We start from the raw sequence: 12,674 nt of genomic DNA, 5'->3' as shown, positions 1-12,674 counted from the left end.
CCTCGCCGCCCTTCCGGACGAAAGAGGGCACGCATGAACAAAGCCCTTCCTCCCAGGATCTTCCTGGTAGTATGCGAAAGGGACACGCACCGGGATCATGGAAAACCCCGGCCACCGGAGGTATGATTTCTAAAGAGATTCACGGGACAGTGATGGCGCAGGCGGCCGAGCCGACTGCCCGTATCTTGCGAATCGGAGGTAGGCGATCTTGAGGACTTGGGGCATATCTTTCGGCGAGAGGGAACGCATGGAATTGGAGCGCATAGTCCTGGACGGCGACCGCGACGCGGCGCTCACCTTCCTGAAGGAGGTCATCTACTCCAGGGTGAAGGAGAGCGAGAAGCCCGGGAGCTGCTTCCACGACACCAGCAAGCCGGTGGAGAAGCTGGACCGGCCGGTGGACTTCCACAAGAAGTTGGGCGACTTCCGTTGACCGACCGCACCCTTTGCTTTGCGTGGAGCTTTTTATTACAATAGGAGCGATGCCTGCCGGTGGGGGCATCTTCCCCGCGATTTTTTTATGGCCGGTGCGGGGAAGGCTGAGAAAGGAGTTGTGAGGAGACGGTGAACATCTACGTGGGCAACCTGAGCTACGGTTCGACTGAGGATTCCCTCCGGAACCTCTTCGAAGCGTACGGAGTCGTGGACACGGTGAGCATCATCATCGACCGCCAGACGGGACGCTCCCGCGGATTCGGTTTCGTTGAGATGCCCAACGACGAGGAGGCCAGGGCGGCCATCGCCGGCCTGGACAACAGGGAGTTCGAGGGGCGGGTGCTCAGGGTCAACGAGGCACGTCCGAAGCCGGAACGCAGGTCCAGCTACAACTGGTAAGACGGGCGGCGGAAGAGAGGGATACACAAAGGGCGCCGGCACAGGCGCCCTTATTAATTCGAGCGGGTCCGGAGGGAAGTACACCGCGGGCCGGAATGCAGGGACGGCGACCCGGCCTCATATCCCCGGAAGGCTGTGGCCACCCCGCACTCCGCCGTAATCGAAATACACGGGCCGCTCCACGACTACGGGGGAATCGGAACGCACCCTCATGGACAGCTGATAACCCTCGCCCGCGTCGTGGTTGACGAAGATCGTCAGCCGCGTCCGTGCGGGCACGACGAAGGTCCGTGGGGGGAGGGATCCCACTTCCTGGGTGAGATAGGACACCGCTACCTCTGCGTCCTCGCTCCCCGGGTTCTGCAGGCAGAGCCAGGTATGAAAGCCCGGGCCGGTGTACCCCTCGGCCAGGAACCAGTCTGTGCCGGCCCGCGCGGAACCCATCACGCAGTCCCCGCCCGACCAGCCGGAATAGTTGAAATACATGGGCCGTTCGGCCAGGAAATAGGCCGTGGAGACCAGGACCACGGACACGTCCTTGTCCCTTCCCACCTCCCCGGGGACGAACACCGTGTAGCGCTTTCCGGCGCGCACGATGTAGGACCTCTCCACCACCGTTCCCTGGTCCGGGCCGGGCTGGAAGGAGGCGTACACGAGTATGTTGAAGGGGTTGGGGTTCTGGATGGTCAGCCACTCCTCGAATCCCTGGCGCGCGGTCCCCTCGGCGAAATAGTAGGTCTGCGAAAGGGCGGTTGCCCCCCTCACGCAATGGCCCCCCTGCCAGTGGAACCCGCCCGTCCCCAGGTAGTCGAAATATATGGGGCGTTCGGCCACCACGGGGGAATCGGAGATGAGTTTCAGCGAATGCTGGTAACCGGGGCCCAGGATGTCGTTGACAAAGAAGCTTCGCCGGGAGCCTGCTGGGATCTTGTACCCTTTTTTCTCCACTACTCCGGCTTCCTGGGTCTGGAAATAAAAGTCCAAAACGGCGTCATTCTCGAGGGGGTTGAGGACGCAGATCCACTCCTCGAAGCCCTCGCCCGTGTAACCCTCGGCGAAATACCACGTGGTGGAGGCCTCTTCCGTGCCCATGGCGATATGTCCGCCCGACCACTTCTGCCCGTAGGTGAAGTAGACGGGCCTCTCCGCCGCGATGTCCCCTTCCGATTCCAGCTTGACCGATACCTCGCGGCCGGGACCCACGTCCATGTTGACGTGGATGGTGGTACGCGATTCGGGGGGGATCAATACCTTGCGTGAAAGGCTGGTGCCGTCGGCGAAGAGGTAGGTCACCGCGGTGCGCACGGGCACGCCGTGCGGGTTCCCCAGGCACAGGTATTCCTGGAAACCCGGGCCGGTGTACCCTTCGGCGAAATAGAGCACCTGGACGGCGCGCCTCCTCCATACCTGGAGCCCTTCCAGGTTCTGGGTCCCGGCCAGCAGTTCCTCCCCGTCAAGGAGCAGGGAAGCCACGGAGGTGTTGTCGGGATACCCGAACCCGTTCAAAGCCTCCCGGTACCATTGGGAACCGTCAAAACGCCAGACCTGGCAGCCCGATGCATCGTTGAAGGTGCCCACATAGAGGTCCACCCCGCCCGCGACCATAGACACCACGCCCAGGTTACCGGCGTCCCCGAAGCCGCCGCTGGCCACCCTGGTCCAGTTGGCGCCGTCGTAGGACCAGACCTCGCAGCCCTTGCTCCCCGAGGAATCGTAGGTGCCCACATAGAGACCCGCGTCATAGACGGCCATGGAGGAGGCCTTGCGGTTGTAGGCCTCCCCGAAACCGGGGGCGGTAGGGGTGCCCGGCGCTCCCTGGCCCACCACCTGGGTCCAGGAAAGACCGTCATAGGACCAGATCTGGCACCCTGAGGAGTAATTGTTGCTGTAGGTACCCACGTAGAGCCGCCCGTAATAGACGGCCATGGATGCGGCTCCGAAATTTTCGGTGTCGCCGAAACCCCCGGCGGCAACCCGCAACCATGTCTGGCCGTCGTATTGCCAGACCTGGCAACCTCCTTCGTTATAGGTCCCCGCGTACAGGCGGCCCCCGAAGACGGCCATGGCGGGGACGTCTATGTTCGCCGCTTCGCCGAAGCCGGGACCCGTGGGCGTGCCCTGAGCTCCCTGGCCCACCACCTGGGTCCAAGTCTCGCCGTTGAACGACCAGATGCTGCACCCCCGCGTCGCATTGCGCACGGAGAGATAAAGCCGGGACTGGAAAACCGCCATGGCCGAGACGTTGGTGTTCGAGGCCAGGCCGAACCCCGGGCCCGTGGGCGTGCCAGCCTCGTCCGCCCCTATCTCCTGGTACCAGTCGAGGCCGTCGTATGACCAGACGCGGCAACCATTCGGGTTATTGGTCCCCAGGTAGATCTTTCCGGCAAAGCGGGCCATCACACCGGCCGCGGCGTTGGACTGCGTATCCAGTCCCCGTGATGCGATCCGCTCCCATCCACCCGGGACCATATCCCCGGACGCGCCGGGGACTTGCGGAACCGGTACGACGAAAAGGGGAAGCAGGGCCAGAATGCCGGCCAATAACCACTTCCTGGCGAAAGACCCGATTTCCATGCTCATTCCCACCTCGCGGTATGTTCTAAGCCCAAGACCACTGCCTCTCCCGCCTTGACACCGACCCTAACGTGTAAACGTAACGCTCTCCCATCCCTGAACCGCAAGCCACGAAAGGCCGAAAACACATTTCGCAATTCATATTTCATCGGCAGCATACCCTATTCCTGCCCCAGCCCAGCGCCCACCCAGGAGCATTGCCCGCTGGACCCGGAAGGAGTTCCCGCTTCAGGGTACGCCGCTCAAACCCGGAGTTTCCTATCCCGCATGGCGTCCCGGAAGACGAAGGCCGCGAACCGTGACTGCCCCCGGAGAAAGGCGCCCCAACAGCATGTACCACACATCGAGGACGGCTGTCGTCGATCGAGCCGCTAACGGGAAAGGGACGGTCAAGCCCCGGATCTTCCAGTGAAGCGTCAGGAACGGCGATCTAAAGCGTCGGGAACGGCAATATAAGAACGGCAATATAAGGTATCTTTCCGCGGTATATCCTTATCCTGCCCAAACTCCCGCCCACCACACCACGGGTAGGGGCTCCTCCAAATCTACGGAGCTTCTCCACGAAAAAGCGATGGTAATAAATGGTATATGGCAGATTTCAAACCATGGGCGGTCCGGGCCCGTGCTATACTAGGGACACTAGGGAAGGGGCGATATGCGACGCGAAGATCTGCTGGAGATCCTCCTGGGAGTACGCGAGGGCCGGGTGGGCATCGAGGAAGCGGCGGCCAGGTTGGCCCTCGAGCCGGTCAGCGACCTGGGGTTCGCCAACCTCGACCAACACCGGGAGCTGCGCAAGGACCTCCCCGAGGTTGTCTACTGCGAGGGAAAGCCTTCAGGGACCATCGGCCCCATCGCCCGCTCCCTGGCGGAGAGGAGCAGCGGGAACATCCTCCTCACCCGGGCCTCGGAGGAGGCCTATCGGGAAGTGAAGGAATGCCTGCCGGAAGCGGAATATCATCCCTTAGCCCGCATCATCGTCGTGCGCCGGGAGGAGAGGCCCCGGGTGGGCAAGGTGGTAGTGGTGACCGGAGGCACGGCGGACATACCCGTGGCCGAGGAAGCAGCCCTGGTGGCGGAGATCTCCGGCAACCGGGTGGAACGCCTTTTCGACGTGGGAGTGGCGGGGATCCATCGCCTCCTCTCCCGCACCGAGGTCTTCCGGGACGCCAACGTCGTGGTGGTGGTGGCGGGGATGGAAGGTGCCCTGGCCAGCATCGTGGGTGGGCTGGTCAGCTGCCCGGTCATCGCCGTTCCCACCTCCGTGGGTTACGGGGCCAGCTTCGGGGGCCTTTCCGCACTCCTCACCATGCTCAACTCCTGTGCGCCAGGGGTGGCGGTGGTGAACATCGACAACGGCTTCGGTGCCGGTTACCTGGCCCACCTCATCAACCGGGCTGCGGTCGGGAAGAGGGATGAGGGTCGCTAGGAAGGGAGAGGGTATGGCCAGTCCGGTGTGGTTCGTTAGCCTGGTGAAGAGGACCTTTCCGCAGCGTTTCACCCTGGCCAGGTTGACCAAGGCGCCCCTGCTGGGTGGGCTTCTGGACCGCTGGCTCTTCGGCGGAGACGACATCATCTACCTGCCCAAGGACCGCGTGGTAAAGGTAGCCGGCGAGGTCTCCGCCGGCGAGAACGTGGTCCTTCCCTCGCGGGTGGTGGAACATTTCATAGAGAAGGCCAACTATCACTGGATAATGAACACCTGCATCTGTCGCGAGTCCTCCGGCTGCCGCGATTATCCCGTGGATCTGGGCTGCCTGTTCCTCGGCGAGGCGGCCATGGGAATAAATCCCAGGTTGGGCAGGCGGGTCGGCAAGGATGAGGCCCTGGAACATCTGCGCCGCTGCCGCGAGGCGGGCCTTTTCCAGCTCATCGGGCGAAACAAGCTGGATACAGTATGGTTGAACGTCAAGCCGGGAAACCGTTTGCTGACCATCTGCAACTGCTGTCCCTGCTGCTGTCTTTGGAAGATGATACCGGTGCTTTCCGAGGATATAGGCTCCAAGGTTCACCGCATGCCGGGGGTGGAGGTCAGGGTCACCGAGAGATGCAAGGGGTGTGGGACCTGCGTGAAAGAAGGTTGCTTCGTGCAGGCCATCCGCATGGCGGGGGACCGGGCGGTCATCGGCGAGGAATGCCGGGGCTGCGGACACTGCGTGGAGGTGTGCCCTCACGAAGCCATCGAACTGGTCTTGACCGATACCGCCTTCATGGAGGACCTCGTGAAGCGCATCGCCACCCTGGTGGACGTGACCTGAGCCCTTTACCCGATGCCGGCGCGGCCCTTCGATGCCGCCAGTCGTGAAACGAGGGAGGTCGAAGCGTGAACGCCTATTTCGACATCAGCCTGCCCGTGAAGAGCGGCATGCTGACCTGGCCGGGAGACGAGGAGGTCCTCCTGGAGCGTACCCTTTCTCTGGAGCGCGGCGACCCCTGTAACCTCTCCCGGCTGCGGATGGGGCTTCACGCCGGCACCCATCTCGACGCTCCCCTGCACTTCCTACCCCGGGGGGAGGACATAGCCTCCATGCCGCCGGAAGCGGGCATCGGCCCGGCGCGGCTCGTGGAGATACCCGGGAGCCGGGTCATAGGACGTGTCGACCTGGAGCCTTTCTCTCCCCGCCGGGGCGAGCGCCTCCTCTTAAAGACCCTCAATTCCCGGGACTCCTGGTGGGAAAGGCCCTTCGACCCCCACTACGCCCATCTCGATCCCGGCGCCGCCGCCTACCTGGCGGAGCGTGGAATCCTTTTGCTGGGCGTGGACTATCTCTCCGTGGGCCCCTTCGGGGAGCGGGCAGGCGAGGTGCACCGCCTGTTGCTGGAGGCCGGGATATGGATATTGGAGGGGCTCGACCTGGGGGCGGTGGAGCCGGGGGATTACGAGCTCATCTGCCTTCCCCTGCGCGTGGCGAACGGCGACGGCTCGCCGGCGCGGGCGATACTGAGGACGCTCGGCTGAAGCAGCGAGGCCAGGGGGCGGGGCGTGCGGGGCAAGTTGACCACTGTAGTCCCGTTCTTACTCTCCTCAGGGACGTGAACATCCGGCCTCAGCGCCTCCACCGCTTGCATTCTCCTTCCCCCTTCCTGGATCCCCGTGCCGGGATACGTCCTCGCTCGCCGCCATAACCGTGCCTTCCACGCCTTCCGATTCTGACGGTCGAGAGTGACGCTACTCGCTCACGTTCCATTTACCGGCAACGACCGTTCGCGAGGCCGCCCTCTCCGCCCCTGCCGCATCGGCGAGGCCAGGCCTTCCGGCGGCATGCGCGTATCGCCGTGAAATCTATTCCACACCGCGGAACCGCAATCCTTCTCCCGCCATATACCCCTCCTCCCTCCTTGCCCCTTACGCCCCTCCCCGCCGCCGGCGTGAACCGGAGTGAGCCGGCGGGACGATAAAGAGCGGCAACGGCGGGAAAAATGGACGTAGCGGAAGGGTGCCGCACAGGGATGGGACAGGCCTTTCCGCCGTGAAGGGGGAATCGCCTCATGCCCTCGCGACATGCACCTCTCGGGTATGAGACGCAGGCCCCCACCTTTAAAGCGGGATGCGCTCCGCGTGCCAGCGAGGCCGGCGAGACCGTAAGCCGTGGCGCGACCTTTAGGCCGGGCCGGTGACGGAGCGCCCGGGGCGGAGAGAGAAAAGGCGCACGGCGAGTCCGGCGGGTGGACTCGATACGGATTGGAAGGCGGATGAAAAGTCAAGGGATTTAGGGAATCGGTCCGCGGCGTCAGGCAGGTGGAGAAAGGCGAGGTGAGGACATGGACCTACAGGGAAAGAAGGTCGCAGTGCTGGTTGGTAGGGGCTTCCAGGACCAGGAGGGGACCGTGCCTATCGAGTTCCTCCGACAAGAGGGGGCGGAGGTGACGACCATCGGCCCGGAGACCGGGGAGGTGAAAGGGCTGCACGGAACGACGATCCGGGTGGAGAAGACCTTCGAGGAAGTCTCGCCGGAGGACTTCGACGCCCTGGTGATCCCCGGCGGAAGATCGCCGGCTTACCTGAGGAAGTTCTCCGCGGCTCTCGATTTCGTGGCCGGGTTCGCCGCCACCGGCCGGCCGGTGGCCGCCATCTGCCACGGGGGACAGCTTCTGGCTGCGGCCGGCCTGGTGAAAGGCCTGACCATGACCGGTTATCCCAAGATAAGGGAGGAGATGGAAACGGCCGGTGCCGACTTCGTGGACCGCGAGGTGGTGACGGACCGCAACTTCATCACCTCTCGCTATCCCGATGACCTCCCGGCCTTCAATGCCGCGTTGAAAGCCAGGCTGCTGGAGGGCTGAGCCCTCAGACCCTCGCCCCGTCCAGCTCCGCCAGTATCTCCTCCGCCCTCTTCAGTGCGCGGCGCGATTCGGGGTCCCGGACACCGTCCCGTTGCTCCCGGTCCACGAACTTCTCCAAAAGGAGGCGGGCTTCGGTTTCCCTCCGAACGCGTACCTCCTCGTTCAGGGGACGGGTGGCCTGCAGTTTCATGGCCCCCTCCAGCCATCCCTCCGGAAAATACCAGTCCTTGAACCACCGGAATCCCGCCCTCCAGAGGTGGTAGCCGAGGGGGGTGGCCATAGGAGGAAAGCCTCTCTTCAGGCCCCTCTCCGTCTCCCGGGCCAGGCGATGGGGTTCGGCGCCGTAGATGGCCATCAGCGAACCGCCGGGCGGTATCAGGTTCCCCAGCAGCCGGAATAACTCACCGGAAAGCCCCTCCTCCTCGAGGTCGATATCCTCTCGCTCCGTGAAGGAGAGCAACGGGTCGTACCTGAACTCCATCCACGGCCTTATGTGCTCGTCCCGGCCCATGAAGAACAGGCCCTGCACCACCGGTTTCCTGGAAAGGGAATCTCTCCGGGCAAGGTAGAGGTTGAAATAGGCCTCTCGGTCCGTCCTCCCGCGGCGGAGATCGCGGACCTTGAGCGATAAACCCCCCAGCGGGCGGCCCTCCAGGCCCTCCCTCAAGAGATCTGAGGGTTCATACAGCCTTCCGGCCATCTTCTCCTCCCCGCCATACCACCCGCCTCCCTGCGTCGCCTTTACCGTACCACAAGACGAGCTTTGCTCCCGCTTTTTCATGTTCGCTCCCTGCCGGTCCCGTGTAAAGCAAAGACGGACTTGCCTTTCTCGCCTTGCTTACCCACTCGTTCAACCGTGATCCCGGCCCGAGCCCCTTACCCTCGTAACCCTTAAGACGCCTGCGGCAACGGTGGCGCATCCCTCCGATAGGCACGGATTCCGCTGGAGGCTTGAATCCAGGCGGTTTGACGTACGTCATACCCGAACGGCGGAAGTATGTTTACCCGGTGATATCCGGGGAATCATATTTTATTGCTTGAAAGGCCGGAGTCCTTGACGTGCGGCATGCGGATAGGGGCGAAGCCGATTCGGATTAACGTTCGGCTTGAGGATCGAAGGAGGTAGGGAACATGCGGGAGATGACCGAAAAGTTCCTGAGCGAGGCCTTTGCCGGGGAGAGCATGGCCCATATGAGATACCAGCTCTTTGCGGACCGGGCTGAGGCCGACGGCCTTACCGAGCTGGCCAGGATGTTCCGGGCCATCGCTTTTGCCGAGAAGGTACACGCCGGCAACCACCTGGAGGTCCTGGGCGGGCTCACGGCCGCTTCGGACAACATCCAGACCTGCATCAACGGCGAGACCTACGAGATAAACGAGATGTACCCGGTCTTCAACGCCACGGCCAAGCTGCAGGACGAGGAAGGGGCGGTACGGAGCACCTACTATGCGCTGGAGGCGGAGAAGATACACGCCGAGTGGTACAAGAAGGCCAAAGAGGCCGTGGACCGGGGCGAGGACGTGAAGATCGGGACCATCCAGATCTGCAGCGTCTGCGGCCATACCCGGGAGGGCGACGCGCCGGACAAATGCCCCATCTGTGGGGCTTCCCGGGACAAGTTCGTGGCCTTCTGAGCCGCAGAAAGCCGGTCTCCGGTATCGAGGAACGCCGTGCAGGGCAAGGCGGAGAGCATGAATCCCCGCGGAAAGGACATCAGGTCAGAAGGCGGCAGGGAAACGGGAGGCGGTACGGGAGGAACGCGGAAGGCTACATCAACCGGCAACGGGATGCGTGGCGAGATAAAACGGACTCCCGAAAGGAAAGACGGTCCGAGGGAAGGAGGAAGGCGATGACGGAGAGGCTCCAGGTCTACAAGTGCGATATCTGCGGGAACATCGTGGAGGTCCTCCACTCCGGCCAGGGCGAGCTGGTCTGCTGCGGGCAGCCCATGGTCCTGCAGGTGGAGAACACCGTGGACGCCGCGGTGGAGAAACACGTCCCCGTGGTGGAGGTGCTGGAGGACGGGATTCTGGTCAAGGTCGGTGAGGTGGCTCACCCCATGATCGATGAGCATTACATAGAATGGGTGCAGATCATGGCGGGCGACATGAGCTACCGCATCTTCCTCAAGCCGGGGATCGCCCCCGAGGGCAAGTTCACCGTGCCCGGTGAGGGGATCACGGCGCGGGAGTACTGCAACCTGCACGGCCTCTGGAAATCAGCCTGAAGGAGCCACGAGAAAGACCGGATCGGCATCCAGACGAGGCACGCTGATCGAAAGTGGGGTCGCCGGAGCCCGGGGGCGCGAATGCCGAATCCCGGCGATTCCGGAAATAGAGCGAGAGCGGTCATAGACGAAGGGCGTCACATGAACGCCCTTCGTCTTCTTTGCCATTCGCCCGTTCTTCCAAATCACTCCGAACAGCCGTCTTACGGCCCTGCAGAACCCACCCCCACGTCTCCACCGGGATGTGCGGGGACGTACCCTTCACATAAAAGGCGCCCGTCGAGTGCCTTCAAGATCGGCGCTCAGAAGGCCAGCTCGGGTTTCCATACCTCCCAGACCTTACCCACTAGGTCCGGTCCGGGTCTCAGGGTCGGCTTTCCGGGCTGCCACCCCGAGGGCATGACCTCACCGGTCTTGGCCGTGTGCTGGAAGGCCTTCACCTGGCGTATCAGCTCGGCGACATTCCTTCCAACCGGAGGGGTCATGACTTCCATGGCCTGGACGATCCCCTCCGGATCGATGAGGAAGCGCCCCCGGATGTCCACGCCGGATTCCTCGTCATAGACCCCGTAAACACGTCCTATGAGCCCTCCGGCATCGGTGAGCATGGGAAAAGGCACCCCTCCCTTCACCATCTTGGAGAGTTCCTGTTCCTGCCAAATCTTATGCGTGAACCTGCTGTCCACGCTCATGGCCAGGACCTCCACGCCAAGCTTCTTGAGCTCCTTGTACTTGGCAGCGACCGCCGTCAGCTCGGTGGGTCACACGAAGGTGAAGTCGCCGGGATAGAAGCAGAGCACCACTTACTTGCCCTTGTAATCGGACAGCCTGAAATTCCGGACCTCCACCGAAGTAACCGCTGGCTTCGAAATCCGGGGCGGCTTTCCTACCCTGACTTTCATCTCCATCCCTCCCGACATCTCACCCTCCCCCGCAGGCCTCTCTTCTTTCTTCGCTCCCTCTTGGGCAAGGATCGGCCCCTTGGCGGGGGTCACGCACTTGTCCTCGGGTTTTCCCCTTGGACTCATGTGATCACCTCTTCACGTCCTCGAAATCTCCTTCCATTTTTTTCCTCCAGCCGCCGGTCCATCTCCCTAGAGGAGTTGCGGCTTGCCGGCGGCTTGGAAAGACGGAGGGAGTTTTGACACTACGCCTTGTCGTGATCCTGCAGCCGCGCAGCAAGAAGTGGTGCCTGTCTTCAGCCCTTGAGCTCCTCCACTTCCTCACGACCTTCCTCGAGCTCCTTCACCTGCTCTTCGTCCTCCATGAGCAGGAGGGCCTGGAACTCGCCCACGTGGGTCTTCTCCTCCCTGGCGATGTCCAGAAGGACCTTCTTGATGAGCTGGTTCTCGGTCATGGCCGCCAGCTGCTCGTAGAGGTTCACGGCGTCCAGCTCGGCGATCATGCCCACGCGGCAGATCTCCCGGTCCAGCTCTTTACCGCTCATGCGCCCGAGGTCCTTGGGAATCTCCGAAAGCATCTCACCCTCCTTTTTTTCATGCCTTTCGGCTGCCTCACCTGCTGGCGCAAAAAGCTCGGTGGGCGGACCTCCAGGGTAGAGGTTCCGGAGCCACCCGTTCTTTCGCCAACTTAATTATTTCCCCGCTTTTGTAGAGATAACCCTCCGGCCGGGCCTTCCGCCCCACCGTGCTCCATCACATCCGAGGGGTTCGGCGAGGGTAACCCGCGAGGCCGCCGCCGGAAGACCTGAAGACCCGCATCCCTGATACGAGAAGCCGGTTTCAAAACCGCCAGTTTCGCGTACCGTGAAGGCCGCAAGGGATCGTTTATGGAGCGCGCAAGAGCGGCTCACGGCCGAATGACGGTTCAGAGACCCATGCAATATCTGCCGGAAAGTAGGCGGCTCATGGGCACCGGCTCCTGCGACACCGGAGGGCCGCTTGCGTGCCCCTCACGGAGCGGGGGAAACGGAGCGGCACACGGCATGTTCCGGTCAGGAATCCGGGACGAGGAGGCGGAGCGAGGTAGAGGCGGATTTCTCGGGCAGGGGTTCGAGAGCAGGGAAGGACGCATTTGTGGGCCACCACAAACCAAGGAGGAACGGAGTTGAAAAGTGGTTGACGGCGAATAAATTTTAAAGTATTTTGGTACCAGAATACTTAAATATTTCATCGTTTTGCGGGAGCCATTAGAGGTGATGCCATGACCGGGACGTTGAGATTCTCGGAGGCCTTCATGCTGGGCCTGCATGCCGCATGCTATCTGGCAGGCCGTGACGGAGGCAAGGCCTCCACCCGTGAGATAGCGCTGTATCTTGGGGTATCGGAAGCCCACCTGGCCAAGGTCATGCAGCGGCTAGCCCGCTCCGGACTGTTGAGATCGTACCGGGGCCCGGGTGGCGGATTCAGGCTGGGCCGCGAGGGCAGGGAGATAAGCCTCATGGACATCTACGAGTGCCTTGAGGGCCCCTTTTCCCCCACCACCTGCTTCCTGGGCCGCGAGTCCTGCCTGGGAAAGTCCTGCGTCCTGGAGGGGCTCATCGGCTCCGTGGACAGCCGTTTCGAGAGCTACCTCCGCGGGACGGACCTGGACAAAGCGGGCGCCCTACTGAGCCCACACGGGAAAACCACCCCGTCCGGGAGGAGGAGCTCTCCGGCAACCCGGGGCCGCGCGCACGGCGGAAAAGCCCCCCGCATAGAGGGAACCACGGAGAGCCTGTCCCGGGGCCGGGCCGCGAAGACCGGCGATGCCGATGCCGGGAAAGGCGGCAGGGACGGGATGAGCAAGGAGTGA

General features: G+C 63.0%; 12 protein-coding genes and 1 pseudogene. 9 read left to right on the top strand and 4 right to left on the bottom strand.

The annotated features are described in order from the left end of the window. Positions 1–208 precede the first annotated feature (208 nt). Together H7007_RS12925 and rbp are read left to right on the top strand one after the other, a co-directional pair. A complete protein-coding gene (locus H7007_RS12925; protein WP_287155746.1) occupies positions 209–433 on the top strand; it encodes a hypothetical protein in 225 nt (74 codons plus the stop codon). A 131-nt stretch (positions 434–564) separates the two neighbouring features. Further along, a complete protein-coding gene (rbp, locus tag H7007_RS12920) occupies positions 565–834 on the top strand; it encodes an RNA-binding regulator (protein ID WP_287155744.1) in 270 nt (89 codons plus the stop codon). 117 nt (positions 835–951) lie between these two features. Here the strand turns inward: rbp and H7007_RS12915 are convergent, their stop codons facing one another. Next, positions 952–3,408 carry a hypothetical protein gene (locus H7007_RS12915; RefSeq protein WP_287155743.1) on the bottom strand — a complete coding sequence of 819 codons (2,457 nt, stop codon included), beginning with the start codon at positions 3,406–3,408 and terminating at the stop codon, positions 952–954. A gap of 655 nt (positions 3,409–4,063) precedes the next feature. Between H7007_RS12915 and larB the strand changes: the two genes are divergently transcribed. The 4 genes from larB (at position 4,064) to H7007_RS12895 (ending at position 7,692) form a co-directional block, all read left to right on the top strand. Continuing rightward, complete coding sequence (gene larB, locus H7007_RS12910) at positions 4,064–4,837, top strand: nickel pincer cofactor biosynthesis protein LarB (RefSeq protein WP_287155742.1); 774 nt, start codon at positions 4,064–4,066, stop codon at positions 4,835–4,837. Positions 4,838–4,850: 13 nt separating this feature from the next. Further along, a complete protein-coding gene (locus tag H7007_RS12905) occupies positions 4,851–5,666 on the top strand; it encodes a 4Fe-4S binding protein (RefSeq protein ID WP_287155741.1) in 816 nt (271 codons plus the stop codon). Positions 5,667–5,731: 65 nt separating this feature from the next. Then, positions 5,732–6,367, top strand: a complete 636-nt coding sequence (locus tag H7007_RS12900; RefSeq protein WP_287155740.1) for a cyclase family protein — start codon at positions 5,732–5,734, stop codon at positions 6,365–6,367. Positions 6,368–7,170: 803 nt separating this feature from the next. Next, a complete protein-coding gene (locus tag H7007_RS12895; RefSeq protein ID WP_287155739.1) occupies positions 7,171–7,692 on the top strand; it encodes a type 1 glutamine amidotransferase domain-containing protein in 522 nt (173 codons plus the stop codon). Positions 7,693–7,696: 4 nt separating this feature from the next. Here the strand turns inward: H7007_RS12895 and H7007_RS12890 are convergent, their stop codons facing one another. Further along, complete coding sequence (locus H7007_RS12890; protein ID WP_287155738.1) at positions 7,697–8,392, bottom strand: DUF1122 family protein; 696 nt, start codon at positions 8,390–8,392, stop codon at positions 7,697–7,699. A 431-nt stretch (positions 8,393–8,823) separates the two neighbouring features. Between H7007_RS12890 and H7007_RS12885 the strand changes: the two genes are divergently transcribed. Further along, positions 8,824–9,327 carry a rubrerythrin family protein gene (locus H7007_RS12885; RefSeq protein WP_287155737.1) on the top strand — a complete coding sequence of 168 codons (504 nt, stop codon included), beginning with the start codon at positions 8,824–8,826 and terminating at the stop codon, positions 9,325–9,327. Positions 9,328–9,542: 215 nt separating this feature from the next. Next, on the top strand, positions 9,543–9,920 hold the full coding sequence (locus H7007_RS12880) for a desulfoferrodoxin (protein WP_287155735.1): 378 nt from the start codon (positions 9,543–9,545) through the stop codon (positions 9,918–9,920). A gap of 302 nt (positions 9,921–10,222) precedes the next feature. Here the strand turns inward: H7007_RS12880 and prxU are convergent. Then, positions 10,223–10,813 (bottom strand): annotated as a pseudogene (prxU, locus tag H7007_RS12875) (thioredoxin-dependent peroxiredoxin); the annotation flags it as partial. A 305-nt stretch (positions 10,814–11,118) separates the two neighbouring features. Beyond that, entirely contained in the window at positions 11,119–11,400 is a 282-nt protein-coding gene (locus H7007_RS12870; protein WP_287155734.1) for a ferritin family protein, read from the bottom strand. Between the two features lie 683 nt (positions 11,401–12,083). Here H7007_RS12870 and H7007_RS12865 point away from each other — a divergent pair. Continuing rightward, positions 12,084–12,674 carry an RrF2 family transcriptional regulator gene (locus H7007_RS12865; protein WP_287155733.1) on the top strand — a complete coding sequence of 197 codons (591 nt, stop codon included), beginning with the start codon at positions 12,084–12,086 and terminating at the stop codon, positions 12,672–12,674.

This window comes from Candidatus Solincola tengchongensis (genome assembly GCF_015711935.1).
Taxonomy (GTDB): Bacteria; Actinomycetota; Geothermincolia; order Geothermincolales; family RBG-13-55-18; genus Solincola_A; species Solincola_A tengchongensis.
Note: the sequence above shows the minus strand (reverse complement) of the source record. Positions and strands in the feature narration are given on the sequence as shown.

Bases quoted from the DNA above. Each gene is read 5' to 3' on its own strand.
- H7007_RS12915 (WP_287155743.1), bottom strand. From the start codon at position 3,408: ATGGAAATCGGGTCTTTCGCCAGGAAGTGGTTATTGGCCGGCATTCTG.
- larB (WP_287155742.1), top strand. From the start codon at position 4,064: ATGCGACGCGAAGATCTGCTGGAGATCCTCCTGGGAGTACGCGAGGGC.
- H7007_RS12905 (WP_287155741.1), top strand. From the start codon at position 4,851: ATGGCCAGTCCGGTGTGGTTCGTTAGCCTGGTGAAGAGGACCTTTCCG.
- H7007_RS12895 (WP_287155739.1), top strand. From the start codon at position 7,171: ATGGACCTACAGGGAAAGAAGGTCGCAGTGCTGGTTGGTAGGGGCTTC.
- H7007_RS12890 (WP_287155738.1), bottom strand. From the start codon at position 8,392: ATGGCCGGAAGGCTGTATGAACCCTCAGATCTCTTGAGGGAGGGCCTG.
- H7007_RS12885 (WP_287155737.1), top strand. From the start codon at position 8,824: ATGCGGGAGATGACCGAAAAGTTCCTGAGCGAGGCCTTTGCCGGGGAG.
- H7007_RS12880 (WP_287155735.1), top strand. From the start codon at position 9,543: ATGACGGAGAGGCTCCAGGTCTACAAGTGCGATATCTGCGGGAACATC.
- H7007_RS12870 (WP_287155734.1), bottom strand. From the start codon at position 11,400: ATGCTTTCGGAGATTCCCAAGGACCTCGGGCGCATGAGCGGTAAAGAG.
- H7007_RS12865 (WP_287155733.1), top strand. From the start codon at position 12,084: ATGACCGGGACGTTGAGATTCTCGGAGGCCTTCATGCTGGGCCTGCAT.